Here is a 16,973-nt window from a genome sequence, read left to right on the forward strand (position 1 = left end):
GGATAAAGAGGAGTGCATGATGGCGGCGGCCACCTCCCCGTTGCAGATTCTAGATCTCGGCAGTGACATCCTGTTGTTTCAAGCCTTGATTCCCCCATCCCATTGCCAGCAGATTATTGCAACGGCGGAAGCAGCGGGGTTTGCGGCTGCCCAGATTTTAATGGGTACGGTGGATCAGGACGTACGCGGTGGCAGTTTAGTACGATTTGACCCATCCCACCCGGAGCAAGCCGCCAGTCGCCAATTGCTGCTCCAGCACACCCAGACCATTCAAATTGTGCTGTACCAGCACTACGGTATCCGCTTTCCGAACGTGGAAAACTTTGGCATTCTGCGCTATCACGAGGGGGAAGGCTACCGTCGCCATGTGGATAACCTGCTCCTTGCCAGCCGCCAAATGGAAATGCAGCAAGGCATTCCCACCCGAGATGTGAGTCTGGTGGGCTATCTCAACGATGGGTTCGAGGGGGGTGAAACCTACTTCGATCGCCAAGGGGTCAAGGTTAGCCCCCGCACCGGGGATGTGGTGGTGTTTCCCGCCTACTATACCCATCCCCACGCCGCGTTGCCGGTGGTACGGGGCACAAAGTACGCATTTGCTACATGGCTATTCTATTAGGAGTCTGCCCAGAACGATGGCTGAACCTACACTGCGTTTGCGAACGTCATTCCTCATTTCCGGAACCTTAATGGGACTGTATGGGGCATTGACGCTGCCCTTGCCCTTTCTTGCCGAACATACCGCTGCGCCGCTACCGCTGTGGCTCCTGTGGGGAGCGATCGCCCTCGGTGCACTCGCGCTGTGGGGGGCACTGAGCCAGCGGGTTGAACTAGACCCTCAAGGCATCGGCATCACCTATCCCCACTGGGTTCCTGCGGTGTTGCGGCGGCAATGGCAAGTGCCCTGGGCCGAGATTACAGCTGTGCAACCTCGCAGTACCAGTCAAGGGGGACTGGTGTACTACTTGGTCACCACCTCAGGTCAGGCGTATTTACTGCCAATGCGCGTGGCGGGGTTTACCAAGATGCTACGGTTCATAGAGCAGCAAACAGGGCTGCCCACCGCCCTCATCAAACCCCTAGCGCAGCCGTGGATGTACGGCACGTTAGCCGTTTTCACCCTGCTCTTGGGTGCGATAGATCTTTGGGTTTTGCTGAGTATGGGATAATGAAGCACAATTGTTGCTAGTTGCTACGATGCCCTGAAACTATGCCTAAGCGAAGCCTATGCCCATGGATACAGCGGGGGGTAGTGGGTACACTGCTGGGGTTGCTGTGCTGGATGAGCCTAGCCTCAGCACCGGCGATCGCCGCCATCCAAGTGCGCCTATTTGACCTTAGCTACCGCGACTGTCCGCCAGAGGTGGGCAGCGGTGCCGTTACCCCCGGAGGCACCACCCTCAAAGCCAACTGCTACCTGATTACTGGCAAAGCAGAAAATAAATCCGGCAAAACTGTCGTTGATGCCGATGTCTTTGGTCGCATTTACGATGCCAATGGCAATCCAGTCATGCAAAACCGCACCCGTGTTGGCGCGATCGAGGAGATTCCCCCCGGCATCAGTGACTTTGAAATTCGCATTAGTGTGCCCTACGATCAACCCACACCCTTGCAGCTAGAGCAGTTTAAGGCCTCTGGGTTTACGGCAAAGGTGCGGGGGTAAGATCCGCCAAACACCTCACCACCTCTGGAGCGATCGCCTCCAAGACGGCCAGCGCCCGCAAACTACCCTGCACTAGGTAGGCCGCCGCCAACGGATTCCGCAGCATCGCCACCATGAGTGGCCATGGCCGTAAATTTCCCAGATGATCAACAGCATGGGTTAAATCCGGCAGATCGCGATCGCCCCCATCACTGATCACCCGCACCATCGCTACCGGTATTCCCAACCCTTGCAAGTGCCGCAGCAGAAGCACTCCCTCCATATCCACCACCTCAACTCCCCACCGCCTTGCTAATGCCTGCTTCTCCTTGGCTTTGCACATTACGCCTTGGGTGGTGATGGCCTTTACAAATCGCCAGCGATCGCCAAAGCGAGCCAGCAACAACCCATCGAGGGAAGCCATGACTCCAGCCTCATCCTGACAGGTGCGATAGACCACCACCTCCCCCACCGGATCCTGTGGTTGCAGGCCACCACACACCCCAAGAACGACCGCTACGGTAGGCCCATTGGCCAAGGCTGCCGATAATGCTGGTGTGCTCAGGGCTGCCGCTCCCGCCCGCAGGGGAACCACCTGCCACCCGCGCAACCGCTGCCCTCGCAACCCCCGCTGTACCGCCCTGTATTCTGCCCCTTGGGGGACTAACACTAGTTGCCGATTCATAAACTGACCAGTCCAAAGAGTGGCACAATCAATCGTCCGCTAAGGTGAATGAGAGGCAATTTCCGCCAAATCTGATACCGTTATTTGTTGAGCGTATGCTATTGTTCTGGCAATCGGTGACAATTTCGATTCACAGGTAAAAACGCCTGCTCAACTATCACAGGCCACCTAGACAAAGAGTAATAAGTATGATAACTATAGATTCTGCTCAATCCTAATGGTCTAGGCTGTGCTTTATCAATGCGTGTAGGAGTGACCCCCCGTATGATTCAAATGGTGCTGGAAAACCCAGTTTCCGTCAAGGATGCAGAGCGGTTCTGCCAAGAGATATTGCCGCAAGTATCGCGCACGTTTGCTTTGAGCATTCGCTTCTTGCCGGGGCACTTGGGACGGGCGGTTCTCGTGGCCTACCTCATCTGTCGCATTGCCGACACGATCGAAGACGATCCTGTGGCCAGTATTCCAGCCAAAACAGCACTGTTGGATCACCTGCTGGAGTGTTTTGATAGCCCTGCCTTGGCCAATAGTTATGGGCAGACAGCGCGTGGCGTGGAAGGAGATGCCGCCCACGTGCAGTTAGTGCAAAACACCGGGTTAGTCTTTGCGTTGTATCGCACCCTACCCATTCGCTCACAGCAGCACGTTCAGCGATGGGTCAGCGAAATGGTGCACGGCATGAAAAAATTTGTCAACCTGCACCCCAATGGCATCCGTATTCAAACCCTTGAGGAATATAAAGAGTACTGCTATTACGTTGCTGGCACAGTTGGCTACCTCCTCACCGATCTATGGCATGAGCATTCCCCCAGCATTGGGGTTGACGAGTACCAAGTGCTGCTGAAGCGGTGTGGCGCTTTTGGGGAAGCCCTACAAACCGTCAATATCCTCAAAGACATTGCGTGGGATGCAGAGCACGAAAATTCTATCTATATTCCCAATGATGCCCTCCTGCAGCAAGGTAGTAGTCACCAGTTGATTTTAAGTGCGGCACACCTAGAGCAAAACCACGCTGCTATTAAGGATCTGATTGCCTTGGCATGGCATGATCTTGACGAAGCCCAAGCCTATCTCCTCTCGGTTCCCAAAGCTGCGGTACCGATTCGGATGTTCTGCGTGCTGCCACTGCTGTTTGCCTACGCGACCCTGCGGGATCTCAGCCACTCCACCGCCATGCTCAAGCCCGGCGGCGTGGTCAAAATTAGTCGTGCTGAGGTGAAGTCCTTAATGCTCATGGGGCCGATTTCGATCTTGAGCAACCATACCCTACGTTGGTTGATTAGCCAAGTTCGTCAAAAGCCCTTCATCCTCACTGGTATTTAGACCACACCTAGAAAAATACCAATGGTGCAGTGGCTCAGAATAGGCTACGATATGGGAAGATTTTCGCCTTGTTGCAAATCTTCACAAAGTAGCTGTAATGGTCTGTATTATCAACCGCCGTGCCGAATTTGCGGCTAGTCACCGCTACTGGTTGCCGGAGTGGTCTGAGGCTCAAAACCTATCTTACTTCGGTGCTTGTAGCCGTTTTCCGGGGCATGGTCACAATTATGAACTGGTTGTTTCCATGCAGGGAGACGTGGATGCCTTTGGCATGGTGCTGAACTTGTCGGAGGTGAAGCAGGTAATTCGGCAGCAGGTGATTGAGCCGCTCAATTTCTCGTACCTCAATGAGGTGTGGCCGGAGTTTCAAACTACCCTGCCCACCACAGAGCATCTTGCCCGCACGATTTGGGATCGGTTGGCTCCCCACTTGCCCCTTGTGCGGATTCGGTTATTTGAGCACCCCCGCCTTTGGGCGGACTACACTGGAGACCCTATGGACGCCTATCTTTCGGTTGGTACCCACTTTAGTGCGGCACATCGCCTTGCCCTTGAGGAACTCAGCTATGAGGAGAACTGCCGGATTTACGGCAAGTGTGCTCGTCCCCACGGCCATGGGCATAATTACCATGTGGAAATTACGGTCAAGGGTGAGATTCATCCGCGTACTGGGATGATTGTGGATTTGGTGAAGCTGGAAGCAGTGCTTAAGGAATGGGTGATTGAACCCCTGGATCACACGTTTTTGAATAAAGATATTCCCTACTTTGCGACGGTGGTACCCACAGCCGAGAACATTGCGATTTATATTGCCGATGTCCTGCGGCAGCCCATTCGTGACCTCGGTGCCACACTCCACAAGGTGAAGTTGATCGAAAGTCCAAATAATTCCTGTGAGATTCTGTGTGAGGAGTCTGCCCAAGGCACATCCCCCCGCGAAACAGCATTACCAGTGTTGGAGCGCGTGTAGGACATGTTTCCAACGATTCGGTGGTTGTTGGCCGCTAGCCTAGTTGTTGCTACGGTGCTGATTTATTTTCCCTACATTTTTGTGGTGATTGGTCGGGTGCAGGCAGGGTTTGATGTGGCTGCCCCTCGGGCGCTGTTTGATAAGCTGCCACCCTTTGCCCAGCGGGCGGTGTGGGCGCACGAAAATTCCTTTGAAACTTTTATGCCCTTTGCGGCGGCGGTGCTGCTGACTCTTTTAACACATGTAGAGACTCAAACGGTGGCGATCGCCAGTGTGAGTTTTGTCGTTGCTCGCTTTCTCTACTCGATTTTCTATATTGCAAATATTCCCATTGGCCGCTCCTTGATGTTTGGTGTGGGGACTGCTGCTACCCTCACGCTCTTTCTCCAAAGTCTGGCGGCGCTTTCAGCGTAAAATGGAATAACTGATCCCTCAAAAATATGCTTTTGGCATAGAGTATAGTAAATGTCTCTAGACAATCTGCGCACCCTGTACCAGCAAGTTATTTTGGAGCACTACAAAAAGCCGCGGCATCGGGGGCAAGCGAATCCGGTAGATCGGCGGCAGCGGGGGCATAACCCCTCCTGTGGTGACACTATTGATTTAACCGTGGCCTTGGCCACGGATGATGCTGGTCAGTTGTTTATTAAAGACATTAAGTTTGAGGGAGAGGGCTGCGCGATCGCCATGGCGTCAGCGGATTTAATGGCGGATGCCCTGCGCGGRCAACCCGTGGGACGTGCACTGGAAATGGTTGAGCAGTTCCAATCCATGATGAAGGGGCAGTTTGAGTTCCCAAAAGAGTTTCGCAAGCTCAACGTGATGCAGGGGGTCGCCCAGTTTCCGGTGCGGATTAAGTGCGCCACGCTGACATGGCATACCCTGCGAGCCGCATTGCAGCAACAGCAGAACAATGGCGTCATTAGCAACGAGGAGGAGGACTAGTGCTAACACCAACAGAGTTTGCCACCTATAGCCGTTGGGTTGGCATTGCCACAGTGGTGATGGCAGGTCTGACAGCTCTAGCGTTTTTATTGCGTTGGGGAGTCCGTTTTCGGTTTGTGGGTATTACTGGCTTTTTGGGGGTGGTGACGGTAGGGCTGTTTGCCCTGAGTATTGTGCCTATTGTCCATACCCCTGTCCCCGGGGCGGGCAAATATACACTGGTTTATGACAATGGTGCCACCCAAGTCGTGATTACAGTACCGCCAGAGGTGACCACAGAGACCTTGGAAGCAACCCTAGTGCAGGCAGCTAATGACTTATTTTCCCTTGGCCGTTTGGGACGAGGGGGCGATCGCCTCGTGGTGATTGCCCGCACGATTCGCCATCCTCAACCGAATGTTTCCGAACCCGTGATTCTAGGGGTGGCCACACGCTCCCTTAGCGATCGCACCGACACCCACGTTGATGTGCAAATTCTTTGACTAGACAGCAGCAGGGGGCTTAGTCGTCAGGTAAAAAGGCAAAGCCTAGGGGCTTGACCCGCTGTAGGGCATGGCTCAGAGCCGCGTGTAAATGCCCATTAGTGGCTAAAATGCGCCCTGAGGCCAGATCAAATGGGGATTGATCGTAGGCGGTTACCACGCCCCCCGCCTCACGGACAATGACCACCCCTGCTGCTAAATCCCACGGAGATAGGCCTCGCTCCCAATAGCCATCAAGGCGACCACAGGCTAAATAGGCTAAGTCAATGGCTGCTGCTCCGCCACGGCGCACCCCTTGGGTGAGGTGGGTTAAGTAGCAAAACTCGGCATAGTTGTTGTCGTCTGTGTCGCGGCGATCGTAGGCAAAGCCAGTGACCAGTAGGCTTTTGCTTAGCTCCGAGGTGTCAGAGACCCGAATCCGTTGGCGATCGCGAGTTGCGCCTAGCCCCGTCGCCCCGCGAAATAATTCCCGGTGAAAGGGATCGTACACCACACCCACATGGGGTTCCCCAGCTACCAACAGCGCAACGGAAACCGCGCTAAAGGGGTACTGGTGCGCGTAATTGGTAGTACCGTCTAACGGGTCGATCGCCCACAGAAATTCATTCTGTTGCATCCCTGAAAAACCAGACTCTTCCGCCAGAATGGCATGGTGCGGGCAGTGGCGCTGCAGAACATCGAGCACCGCTGCTTCCGACTGGCGATCGGCAACGGTCACCAAGTCACCCGCTCGCCCCTTTTCTTCAATCTCTGAGAGTTTTCCCCAATACTGCTGTAGCACAGCCCCACCCGCAAGGGCAGCCTCGGTAGCAATTTCTAGGTAGCGCTGCCGCTCTACCTCCGGAAGGGAGCAGTTTACCGATGCCATACCCTAGTCCTCATCGAGGGGCAACCCCAACTGTACCCGTCCCTGACCAAAATAGCGACCAAATTGGAGTTCATAGACTTCGTCCTCGTCTTGGGTTTCAACATCCAGATCCGAGCGGGCATAGCTAACGCAAAGGAGGGCATATCCTTGCGCCTGTAGTGCCGGAGATAACCCCATGGCCTCAGGCTGGTAAATATCCCCTGAGAGCACTCGCACAGCACAGGTGGTGCAGGCGCCATTGCGACAGGCAAAGGGAAGTGTCAGCCCTTGGCTCTCGGCATGGTGCAAAATGTAGCGATCCTCCGGTACCTCAATCGTATAGGTTTGTGGTGGCGGATCCCCAGGCTTGAGGGGGCGAACGCGAATCGTAACGCGATGGGTGTTGCTCATAAACTGCTATAACTACCCCAATACAGACCCGGACGAACGCAGCCAATTCTTAACTCCGGTTGCCGATTCGTTGCAACATTGTCCATCACTATCGCTGATCCTCGATCTCTGGGTATCCCGAAACCACAATTATCACAAACATAGCAACGATAGCTCAGTTCTGCCTATTCCTTTTTTGATAAGCTGAACTCGTTGCGCTTGTTTAGTCTGCTGCTGCGTTTATGGTTGCTTCCCCTATTCCTATCTGTATTACGCTGGGTACTCGCCCGGAAGCAATCAAGCTAGCGCCAGTTATCCAAGTGTTCCAGCGATCGCCCCACTTTGTCCCCTACGTGGTGCTCACAGGGCAACACCGCGAAATGGTGACCCAAGTGATGAACCTGTTCCACCTAACGGCGGATCGCAACCTAGCGATTATGCGCCCCAAGCAAMCCCTCACAGAGATTACCTGCCGTTCTCTGCAAGGGCTAGAGCAGCTTTATCAAGAGTTACAGCCAAAGCTCGTACTTGTGCAAGGAGACACCACCACAGCCTTTGCCGCGACCCTTGCCGCATTTTATCAACAGATTCCCGTAGGGCACGTCGAAGCAGGGTTACGCACCGACCACCTCTACAATCCCTACCCCGAGGAGGCCAACCGACGGCTGATTTCCCAGTTAACACAGCTACACTTTGCACCGACAACCCAGGCCGTGGCTAACCTTAAGGCGTCGGGGGTGGTTGGCGGCATTCACCTGACCGGCAACACCGTTATTGATGCCCTTCTGCAAGTGGCCGATCGCCAGCCTGTGTGTACAGTGCCCGGCCTCGACTGGCAACAATATCGCGTTCTATTGGCCACAGTTCACCGCCGCGAAAACTGGGGAGACCCCCTTGCGGATATTGCCGCCGGTTTCTTGCAGATTTTGGACACTCTCCCCGACACGGCCTTACTCCTGCCGCTGCACCGCAACCCCACAGTACGCGAGCCATTGCAAACCTACTTAGGCAAACATCCGCGCGTATTTTTGACCGAACCCCTCGACTACCCTGCCCTCGTGGCAGCTATCAAAGGGTGCACCCTCGTGCTCACGGACTCCGGCGGTCTCCAGGAGGAAGCCCCCAGCCTCGGTAAGCCCGTCCTAGTACTCCGTGAAACAACGGAACGTCCTGAAGCCGTCACTGCTGGCACCGCCAAACTGGTGGGAACTGCCGCCATGAGCATTGCTGCTGCCGCCCTCGAACTGCTTAACGATCCTGCGGCCTACAACCGTATGGCCAACGCCATTAACCCCTTTGGAGATGGTCACGCCAGCGATCGCATCTTCACAATTGTGCAGCAGTTTTTTTCTCAGACACCGCCCCCATGAGCACGATGTCAGCCCTGTGGGCAGCCCTGTGGGTCACCAGTTGGCTAGGACTGGTACTGTTGGCAGCGGAACTTGTGCATTACTGGTTTCCCGATGCTAAGGAGTGGTCTCGGAAAGTGGTGCATATCGGTGCAGGGCAAGTTATTCTCATTGCCTATGTCTTGCGAGTTCCCACCAGTTGGGGCATTATTGCCGCCCTTATTGCCGCTGGCCTCACGTTGCTTTCCTATCGGATGCCCCTCCTCGAAAGTATTAGTAGCGTGGGTAGGCAAAGCTGGGGCACCTTTTTTTATGCCGTCAGTATCGGTAGTCTCATGGCACTCTTTTGGGATAAACTTCCGGAGCTTGCGGTCTTAGGGGTTTTGATTATGGCGTGGGGAGATGGCCTCGCTGCATTGGTAGGCATTAACTTTGGCCACCACCCTTTTTCTATTGCTGGCGCCACCAAAAGCTGGGAAGGAACCATTGCCATGTTTTTGATTAGCAGCCTTGTGGCAGCGCTCTCCCTTGCCCCACTTGCCCCCTTAGGTCTCTGGTGGGTTGCCCCGGTGGTGGGGCTAAGTGCAACGGTTCTTGAACTAGTGGCATGGCGAGGGCTAGATAACCTGACCGTTCCCATTGGCAGTGCCCTCATAGCTTACGCGTTGCTGTTGGTTTGAGGAGGGTGAGGAATGGAGCTTGAAACCTACGAATGCCGCGTTCACTTTGGCGATACTGATGCGGCAGGGGTTGTCTATTTTGCCAATGTGCTGCGGTTTTGCCATGAGGCTTACGAAAACCTACTGCAACAGTTGGGAGTGGATCTACGGCAGTTTTTTAGTGGTAGCGGCCTAATCGTCCCCATTACTGACGCACAGATACGGTTTCTGAAACCTCTCTACTGTGGCGATCGCCTGCGCATTATTGTCACTCCTGAGGCCGTGGATGGCAGTCGCTTTCAGCTAGGCTATAGGGTTCTAAGTTCAGAGGCCGACTGCGTAGCTGTTGCTCAAACTCACCATGTCTGCCTTGCCTTACCGGAACGACACAAGGCACCGCTTCCCCCGCCCCTCGCCGATTGGCTCACCTCGGAAATGCGCACTCCGCCAGCGAGAGGTTTTCCAGTATAGGCGATAGCTTCCCAAATTGTAGAACCTTCCATCCTCAACACCTACAATTCTAACGCTGGGACTACTAGCGCAACACCATGCTCCTAGGGTAATCTGCAATTAGAGTATGGCATCGGGGAGCAATAGGGCAGCAATGTTTAAGAACTTACTCGTTCCAACCGATCTACACGATGGCCTGCCCAAGCTCACAACCTATATTGACGCGCTAGCGGCAGCAGGTATCGAAAAGCTAGTGTTCCTTCATGCCTGCCCCATTGATGACGATGGCGATAAGCCACGGCTGCGGGAGCAAAAACTTGAACGCGCTCGTCAGTCGCTGAAAATTGACCCTACGCAGGTTCCAGTTAACATCAAGGCTGACGTCATTATTGATAATCGCCGCCCAGCCGATACCATCCTTGATACCGTTGAAAAGCACCAGATTGATCTGGTGTTGGTTAGTCGTCCTATTCGTAACCTCTTGGATGAAAAACTCTTTGGCAGTACCACCATTGGGGTGTTACAGCGGATTAAAATTCCAGTGATGATTTTGCGCCCACAGTTACTATGGGTTCTCACCAGAGCAGAATTAAATTTGCGCTGCCAGCAGTTGTTCCGAAATCTGCTAGTGCCCTACGACCACAGCCCATCGGCGCAGCATTTGATCCAGCAACTGCGCAAGGGGGTGCAGCGTCAGACGGGTACGGGTATTGCTTCAATCACACTGTGCTGGATTATCAGCGATGCAGGTCAGGGGGAACTGGGGGTGGGCGAAGAACGGCCACGGGCAGAAAAAATCCTTGCCGAGCTAAAAAATGAATTTACCGGCTACGGCCTAAGCGTTGAGACAGAAATCCGGGTTGGGAATCCCATTGTCGAGGCGCAATTGGCGGCGCACGATCGCGATATTCATGCCATCGCGGTTTCCTCAGCCTCAGTGGGTAAAATCTGGGAGCTGTCTATCCCTAGCTTTGCCGGAGATATTATTCGCCGCTGTGTGTTTCCTGTTATTTATTTCCCGCCTGCGGGTCGCTAGAGCGGCAGCCGTTAAGCGGGTGCAAGCAATTGAGATATCCCTAGGCGATCGCCTGCGGCAGCAGATAGCGTCCGATCGTCCAGCCAATAAACACCCCTAAAATTGCCATCTGCATGATCACAATCATAATTTGCCAGTTGCGGTAGCCTGCGGCACGCATTTCGATACGCACGAGGGTTTCAGAACTCATGAGGATAGCAATCAAGCTAAAGATGGCAAAGGCATTAACGAAAAGCGTGACAATGGTGCTGAGAATCAGCATGGTCACAACACTGCGTGGCCCCATTTGCATGGAGCGAAAAAAGTTGGAGGTGCCCCATACCACCACAACGGTGAGGATGGCTGCCAAGATGCAGGCGTAGGCTGACCACATCCACGGGTAAGCAGATAAATGCCAACCCACAAGAATGTAACCCAAAACCACCAATGCCAGCAGCACTGGGGGAAATTTGGTAGAGTCCGCTTTGGGGGACGTCTTATGGGGCATGGCTAGGTGGGGGCAAGTGGGTTTGAATCCACTCTACGGCAGCCTGTAAGTCAGTAGCAATATAGTCCGGTTGGCTGGGGTGCTGGTAGCGCCCTGCAAGCACCTGCTGGCCAAAGCCCGTTTGCACCAGAATGCCATAGCAGCCCGCATTACGCGCCAGATCAATATCGGTGGCCTTATCCCCCACCATGACACTGCGGGTTAGGTCAAGATCGTGATCCCAAGCTGCCGCCACCAGCATCCCCGTATTGGGTTTGCGCCATGTGGTCCATCCGGCATAGTCGCTGACCACCCCCCCTTCGGGACGGCTCAGATCTGGACAGAAATAAATAGCATCCAGAACGGCACCAGCGGTGTCCCATAGTAGTTTTTGCAGGCGCTCGTGGAGGGCATGGACATGGTCAATGCCGTAGTAGTTACGGGCAGGCCCTGACTGATTGGAGGCCAAACAGCAAAACCAGCCCTGTTCATTTAAGCGCCGCACCGCTTCAGCGACACCGGGTAGTAACTGTAGATCCTCAAGGCGGTGGATATACCCGATTTCCTGATTGAGCACCCCATCCCGATCTAAGAAAACAGCACCTCTAGCCATGGCAAACGGCCTGAATGACTGCGCTGACGGGAATATCTGCCATATTGCCTGTGGGGGACTTGATCGCGCGAAAGCGAGGATCCGCAGGGAGCAGTTTTGCTGGATCCGTGGGGCCAAAGAGCGCTACCAAGGGGGTGCCCACTGCCACCCCAATGTGCATAGGGCCACTATCGGTGCACAGAATCTGCTGTGCCTGAGCCATGAGGGCGGCAAGTTTACCCAAATCAGGAGGGCGGGTGACGCGCACCTGCGGTAGGGCTTGGCTGAGGGCTGTGACCCATGCCTGATCCTCTGGCCCACAGGCCACAATAAAGGGCAGGTCGGGCTGCTGCTGCTGGAGAGCTTGCAACACCTCCACCCATGCGGCTGGCGGATAAATTTTGTTGATGCCTTTTGCCAGTGCCATCTGACTGGAGCCACCATGGAGGAGACGATAGCTCTCAGCGACCCCTAACCGTTGCCGCTCAGCGATCGCCCACGCTTGATCGTCCGGCTTGAGCACTGCCTTGGGCAAGGGGCAAGGGGTTGTAATGCCAAACGCCTTGAGCAGGTCATGGTACACGGCTGCACTGTACTGGTCTAAGTTAACGGGCACGGCATCGGTGAGTAACCCCAAGGGATTGAGCCTTGCAAACCCCACCCGTTTGGGAATGCCAGTGAGCCACAGGAGCAGGCGTACCGCTTTACTGCGACCCAAGGAAAGAATAGCCTCGTATTCGGCATCTCGCAGAGTGCCGATGAGGTTGGCCCAATCTGCTAGGGCATTGCGATTTTTGAAATCAAAGGGAATGACCCGCGCTACGGATGCGCTAAGTTGATAAGCTGCCACCGCCCGTGGCTCAACGACCACATCAATTTGCACCTCTGGAATGTGCGCTTTGAGATCGTCGAGGGTGGGGAAAAATAAAATTTGATCGCCAATTCCACCGGGCACCAAGGCCACGACATTTTTCATAACTTTTGGGGATATATAAAAATGGAGGGCGACCTTATTCTACCCGTAAAGTTTCACCCATCTGTCGGAGGCGATCGCGCCACGCTAGAGCTAAGGGTAACTCGGTAAAGGGAATTCGATAGGCCACACCAGCACAGGATTGCAAGACCAGTTCAATTCGCCCAGATGATTTCTGCGTATCGGGAGTGTCATTGTCTAAGGGTTGGCCCCCGGCCATAACGCTAATTGCTGTTATCTCCTCTAGACCACAGGACTGAAGCTGGATGATCCCTTGGCGTGTTGGCTTTCCCCACACTAGGCGATCGCCCCGCTGCCCTAGCACCGCCAAAATATCGTACTTACTGTGCTCAAACTCCTTTGCCCAGTGACGGTAGTACTCTAGCTTGCGGTACTCCACCCACCCTAGGCGAGCAAGGGTCAGAAATACCGCCAACAAAGAGAACCAGAAAAGACCGTGGCTCATACTTGGCTTAGCAACTGTCGCCGCAGCACATCGAGGGCATTCATAGCACTCAAATGCCGTACCCACTCTCGTCCGCGCTGAGCACTCAGGCGAAATTCACGGGTGATCACCTCACCCTCTGGCAACGCCACGCCAATATACACTAACCCCACTGGTTTAGTAAGGGTTGCCCCCCCAGGCCCAGCAATACCGGTGATGCTGATTCCCCAGTCACTGCCAAGGCGGGTTTTAACCCCCACCGCCATTTGCGCTGCCACCGTCGCACTCACAGCACCTTCGCGTTCTAAATCCTCAGAATTTACTCCCAATACCTCAACTTTGATGGCATTGGCGTAGGCAATCMCCCCGCCCCGAAAGTAGTCAGAGCTGCCGGGAATACGGGTTAGCAGTTCCCCCAGCCCTCCCCCGGTACAGGACTCCGCCACCGCCACGGTGTGTTGCCGCTGCTGCAACAGCGTTGCCACACAGCCAGCAAGGCTATCGTCATCAGCGCCGTAGCAGTCTAGCCCGACAATTTGGCGAATCTCTGCTTCAACGGGACGAATCAGTTGCTGGGCTTCCGCTTCATTACTGGCGCGCACGGTAATACGCAGTCGGACTTCGCCATTACCAGCGTAGGGAGCAACGGTCGGGTGGGGACGAGCGATTTGGGCAGCCACTTTTTCTGCTAAGACCGATTCTGGGATCCCCCAAAAGCGCAACACTCGGCTGTAAATAATTTCTTTCCCCCATCCTTGCGAGCGCAGAAAAGGAACAGCCGTGTCATGCCACATCTGCTTCATTTCTGCGGGCACCCCCGGAAAGGTCATGATGATTAGGCCAGTACGCGGCTGCCAAATCATCCCTGGTGCACTGCCAATGGGGTTCGGTAAAATATCAGCACCCACCGGCAGTAAGGCTTGTTTGCGGTTACTGGGGCTAAAGCCACCGCGATGGGCATACTTCTGCTCTAAGTCAGCAATGATCTCGGGGCGTTCTGCGAGGGGGGCTTGGAAAAAGTCAGCGAGGGTTTCGGTGGTCAAGTCGTCGGGGGTGGGGCCCAGTCCACCCGTAAAAATTAACAGGCGGGCGCGATCGCAGGCAATGGCCACCACCTTTTTAATGCGGGTTGGATTATCACCGACGACGGTTTGATAGTAGTGGGGGATACCTAAGCTCGCTAACTGCTGCGCTAAAAATTGGGCATTGCTGTTGAGGATTTCACCCAAAAGCAGTTCCGTGCCCACGCAAATAATTTCTGCATTCATGGCCTTAATCGTTCTCGCTGGTGCCGATCCGCTGCCAGACATACCAAGTGGCAAACCCCATTAGCAATGATGCTGCCACCGCATAGCCCCASCCCCCCGGCAGCCCCGCCAGTGCCATGGCCACACTGCCTACCCAAAACGTTAGGCAATAGATAAAGAGAACTGTTAACCGCTGGGACAGTCCTGCTCTGAGCAGGCGATGGTGGAGATGCCCTTTATCCGGGGCAAAGGGAGACTGACCTTGGCGCAAGCGGTTGACCACCACCGTCGAGGTATCAACAATGGGCACAGCCAGAATCAACAAGGGCAATAAAATAGCTGCAGCGGTATAGGCTTTGACCAAGCCAATCACCCCAATCCCGGCCAAGGTAAAGCCCATAAAGTAGGCACCGCCGTCCCCCATGAAAATTTTTGCGGGATTGAAGTTGTAGCGCAAAAAGCCAAGGGCACCGCCGGCCAAGGCGGCGGCAATCAACCCCGCTTCTGGTTCCCCAAGGAGCATACAGACAAAAAGCATCAAGGAGGCAGCAATACCGGACACACCAGCGGCCAAGCCATCAACTCCATCAATAAAGTTAATGGCATTGGCAATGCCCACCAGCCATAGGGTAGTGAGGGGTAGGCTCAACCAGCCTAGGTCGATAATGCCGAAAAAGGGGACGGTGATGATCCGAATTTTGACCCCAACGGCCCAGACAATGCCGGCCACAACAAACTGAAGCACTAGGCGCAGCAGGGCAGGTAATGTGAGTAGATCATCCGCGAGGCCAATCAGGAAAAAGGCCACACCACCAAGGGTAACTCCCCAAATTTCGTACTCCGCAGGCTGGGGCATCACCCCGAAACCACCGGCATTCCAGACAAGGAGCAAGGCGACCAGATTGCCTAAAAAAATAGAGATGCCGCCAAGGCGCACCATGGGGCGGGTGTGAATTTTCCGCTCGTTGGGGCGATCCACAAACCCAGTCTTATGACCCAGTTCGTTGACAACAGGGGTCACCAGTAAGACAACGGCAATGGCAGCAATAAACGCAATGAGGTGGTAAAGCATCCGCTGCGGTTAAACGATGGATACAGTTCCCTCTCAGGCTAGCACTGGCTGTGGCAATTGCAAGTGGGGATACAACGGAAATTTCTCGCACAGCTCGGCCACCCGTTGGCGACAGCGGAGTTTTACGGTTTCATCTGCTGGGGCATGGAGGCGATCGCCAATGATCTCTGCAATGGTGGCAAACTCAGCTTCCTTCATGCCACGGGTGGTCAATGCTGGCGTTCCCAGACGCAGGCCACTGGTCACAAAGGGAGAGGCAGGATCGTAGGGAATGGTATTTTTATTCGTCGTGATGTTGATCTCTCCCATGAGGCGATCGGCCTCTTTCCCCGTTAAGCCCACTGAACGCAGGTCAATCAGCAGCAGGTGATTATCGGTGCCGCCAGACACGAGGCGCAGCCGCTGGGCTTGCAGACCCGCTGCCAAGGCCTGGGCATTGCGAATCACTTGGCCAGAGTAGGCAGTGAATTCAGGCTTGAGAGCCTCCCCAAAAGCTACAGCTTTGGCGGCAATGACATGCTCGAGGGGGCCGCCTTGGGTACCCGGAAAAACGGCCTTATCCAGTTTTTTGCCCAGTTCAGCGTCGCGAGTCAGGATGAGGCCGCCCCGCGGGCCGCGCAGGGTTTTATGGGTGGTGGTGGTCACCACATCGCACACTGGCACAGGGTTGGGGTGGTGCCCTGTAGCAACTAGGCCAGCAATATGCGCCATATCCGCTAGGAGATAGGCACCCACTTCATCAGCAATCTCGCGAAATGCCTCAAAGGGAATCACCCGTGGGTAGGCGGAGTATCCGCAAATAATGAGCTTAGGGCGATGCTGCCGTGCCAAGTCCCGCACTTGATCCATATCTAGGCGTTCTGTATCGGGACTGACGCCGTAGTGAACCACATTGAACCACTTGCCAGAGACATTGACAGGCGAGCCGTGGGTCAGGTGCCCGCCATGGGACAGATCCATTCCGAGGATCGTATCCCCCGGATTCAAGAGTGCCAAGAAAACGGCAAAATTTGCTTGGGCACCAGAATGGGGTTGGACATTGGCATGGGCAGCACCAAATAACTCCTTTGCCCGATCAATGGCGAGTTGCTCAACTTCGTCAATAAATTCACAGCCACCGTAGTACCGCTTGCCCGGTAACCCTTCCGCATACTTGTTGGTCAAAACGGTGCCTTGGGCGGCCATTACCGCCGGGGAGGTGAAGTTTTCACTGGCAATCAGTTCTAGATGGTGCTGCTGTCGTTGTACTTCTCGCTGTACCATTGCAGCCACAAGGGGGTCGGTTTGGGCAAGCCAGTCTAGTTGTGTCATTGGGGTGTGAGTGTCAAGGTAAAGAATTTCTTTTCTATCTTATCGCGACAGTATCTCTCGCAACCCTGAGCTTGCCTGCAACAGGAGCGGTG

22 protein-coding genes are annotated in these 16,973 nt (G+C 54.7%); 12 read left to right on the forward strand and 10 right to left on the reverse strand.

The features are described 5' to 3' along the window. Positions 1-16: 16 nt before the first annotated feature. From L5470_RS01860 to L5470_RS01870, 3 genes are read left to right on the forward strand one after another with little or no spacing between them, the layout of a single operon-like run. Positions 17-619, forward strand: a complete 603-nt coding sequence (locus L5470_RS01860) for a 2OG-Fe(II) oxygenase (RefSeq protein WP_227517584.1) — start codon at positions 17-19, stop codon at positions 617-619. Between the two features lie 16 nt (positions 620-635). Continuing rightward, positions 636-1,169, forward strand: coding sequence for a hypothetical protein (locus L5470_RS01865; protein WP_099798524.1), 534 nt, complete (start codon positions 636-638; stop codon positions 1,167-1,169). A 41-nt stretch (positions 1,170-1,210) separates the two neighbouring features. Next, a complete protein-coding gene (locus tag L5470_RS01870) occupies positions 1,211-1,663 on the forward strand; it encodes a hypothetical protein (RefSeq protein WP_099798525.1) in 453 nt (150 codons plus the stop codon). Here L5470_RS01870 and L5470_RS01875 read toward each other — a convergent pair. After that, positions 1,641-2,327, reverse strand: coding sequence for a phosphorylase family protein (locus L5470_RS01875; RefSeq protein WP_099798526.1), 687 nt, complete (start codon positions 2,325-2,327; stop codon positions 1,641-1,643). The two genes, L5470_RS01870 and L5470_RS01875, sit on opposite strands and share 23 nt — an antisense overlap. 264 nt (positions 2,328-2,591) lie before the next feature. Here L5470_RS01875 and L5470_RS01880 point away from each other — a divergent pair, with 264 nt between their 5' ends. From L5470_RS01880 to L5470_RS01900, 5 genes are all read left to right on the forward strand, one after another. Continuing rightward, positions 2,592-3,647 (forward strand): phytoene/squalene synthase family protein, encoded by a 1,056-nt coding sequence (locus tag L5470_RS01880; RefSeq protein ID WP_499497802.1) that lies wholly within the window; start codon positions 2,592-2,594, stop codon positions 3,645-3,647. 97 nt (positions 3,648-3,744) lie between these two features. Beyond that, the gene (locus L5470_RS01885; RefSeq protein ID WP_499497804.1) at positions 3,745-4,617 is read left to right on the forward strand and encodes a 6-carboxytetrahydropterin synthase; all 873 of its coding nucleotides are present in this window, start codon (positions 3,745-3,747) and stop codon (positions 4,615-4,617) included. A 3-nt stretch (positions 4,618-4,620) separates the two neighbouring features. Further along, positions 4,621-5,031, forward strand: a complete 411-nt coding sequence (locus L5470_RS01890) for an MAPEG family protein (RefSeq protein ID WP_099798529.1) — start codon at positions 4,621-4,623, stop codon at positions 5,029-5,031. A gap of 51 nt (positions 5,032-5,082) precedes the next feature. Beyond that, the gene (sufU, locus tag L5470_RS01895; protein WP_448526742.1) at positions 5,083-5,562 is read left to right on the forward strand and encodes a Fe-S cluster assembly sulfur transfer protein SufU; all 480 of its coding nucleotides are present in this window, start codon (positions 5,083-5,085) and stop codon (positions 5,560-5,562) included. Further along, on the forward strand, positions 5,562-6,044 hold the full coding sequence (locus tag L5470_RS01900) for a Ycf51 family protein (protein ID WP_099798531.1): 483 nt from the start codon (positions 5,562-5,564) through the stop codon (positions 6,042-6,044). Before sufU ends, L5470_RS01900 begins: the two co-directional genes overlap by 1 nt. Before the next feature lie 19 nt (positions 6,045-6,063). On the opposite strand, the gene L5470_RS01905 is transcribed toward L5470_RS01900, so the two are convergent. Then, positions 6,064-6,912, reverse strand: coding sequence for an inositol monophosphatase family protein (locus L5470_RS01905; protein WP_099798532.1), 849 nt, complete (start codon positions 6,910-6,912; stop codon positions 6,064-6,066). A 3-nt stretch (positions 6,913-6,915) separates the two neighbouring features. Then, a complete protein-coding gene (locus L5470_RS01910; RefSeq protein WP_099798533.1) occupies positions 6,916-7,302 on the reverse strand; it encodes a 2Fe-2S iron-sulfur cluster-binding protein in 387 nt (128 codons plus the stop codon). Positions 7,303-7,523: 221 nt separating this feature from the next. Between L5470_RS01910 and wecB the strand changes: the two genes are divergently transcribed. From wecB to L5470_RS01930, 4 genes are all read left to right on the forward strand, one after another. After that, a complete protein-coding gene (gene wecB / locus L5470_RS01915) occupies positions 7,524-8,651 on the forward strand; it encodes a non-hydrolyzing UDP-N-acetylglucosamine 2-epimerase (protein WP_499497808.1) in 1,128 nt (375 codons plus the stop codon). Beyond that, positions 8,648-9,310, forward strand: a complete 663-nt coding sequence (locus L5470_RS01920; protein ID WP_198406165.1) for a diacylglycerol/polyprenol kinase family protein — start codon at positions 8,648-8,650, stop codon at positions 9,308-9,310. Before wecB ends, L5470_RS01920 begins: the two co-directional genes overlap by 4 nt. A 12-nt stretch (positions 9,311-9,322) precedes the next feature. Next, complete coding sequence (locus tag L5470_RS01925; protein WP_099798535.1) at positions 9,323-9,760, forward strand: acyl-CoA thioesterase; 438 nt, start codon at positions 9,323-9,325, stop codon at positions 9,758-9,760. Between the two features lie 133 nt (positions 9,761-9,893). Further along, positions 9,894-10,775, forward strand: coding sequence for a universal stress protein (locus L5470_RS01930; protein ID WP_499497811.1), 882 nt, complete (start codon positions 9,894-9,896; stop codon positions 10,773-10,775). Positions 10,776-10,815: 40 nt separating this feature from the next. Here the strand turns inward: L5470_RS01930 and L5470_RS01935 are convergent, their stop codons facing one another. The 7 genes from L5470_RS01935 to glyA are packed head-to-tail and all read right to left on the reverse strand — an operon-like array spanning position 10,816 to position 16,881. Then, complete coding sequence (locus L5470_RS01935) at positions 10,816-11,262, reverse strand: hypothetical protein (protein WP_499497813.1); 447 nt, start codon at positions 11,260-11,262, stop codon at positions 10,816-10,818. Then, positions 11,252-11,854 carry a D-glycero-alpha-D-manno-heptose-1,7-bisphosphate 7-phosphatase gene (locus L5470_RS01940; protein ID WP_099798538.1) on the reverse strand — a complete coding sequence of 201 codons (603 nt, stop codon included), beginning with the start codon at positions 11,852-11,854 and terminating at the stop codon, positions 11,252-11,254. Before L5470_RS01940 ends, L5470_RS01935 begins: the two co-directional genes overlap by 11 nt. After that, complete coding sequence (locus L5470_RS01945; protein ID WP_499497815.1) at positions 11,847-12,809, reverse strand: glycosyltransferase family 9 protein; 963 nt, start codon at positions 12,807-12,809, stop codon at positions 11,847-11,849. The genes L5470_RS01940 and L5470_RS01945 overlap by 8 nt, the downstream gene beginning before the upstream one ends. A gap of 34 nt (positions 12,810-12,843) precedes the next feature. Continuing rightward, a complete protein-coding gene (locus L5470_RS01950) occupies positions 12,844-13,245 on the reverse strand; it encodes a hypothetical protein (RefSeq protein WP_499497817.1) in 402 nt (133 codons plus the stop codon). A gap of 23 nt (positions 13,246-13,268) precedes the next feature. Beyond that, entirely contained in the window at positions 13,269-14,519 is a 1,251-nt protein-coding gene (locus L5470_RS01955; protein ID WP_499497819.1) for a competence/damage-inducible protein A, read from the reverse strand. A 4-nt stretch (positions 14,520-14,523) separates the two neighbouring features. Beyond that, entirely contained in the window at positions 14,524-15,570 is a 1,047-nt protein-coding gene (locus tag L5470_RS01960) for a glycosyltransferase family 4 protein (protein ID WP_099798542.1), read from the reverse strand. A 33-nt stretch (positions 15,571-15,603) separates the two neighbouring features. After that, positions 15,604-16,881: a serine hydroxymethyltransferase gene (glyA, locus tag L5470_RS01965; RefSeq protein ID WP_099798543.1), complete on the reverse strand. Its 1,278-nt coding sequence runs from the start codon at positions 16,879-16,881 to the stop codon at positions 15,604-15,606. Positions 16,882-16,973: the final 92 nt, after the last annotated feature.

This window comes from Synechococcus sp. PCC 6717 (assembly GCF_022698185.1).
Classification (GTDB): domain Bacteria; phylum Cyanobacteriota; class Cyanobacteriia; order Thermosynechococcales; family Thermosynechococcaceae; genus Thermosynechococcus; species Thermosynechococcus lividus.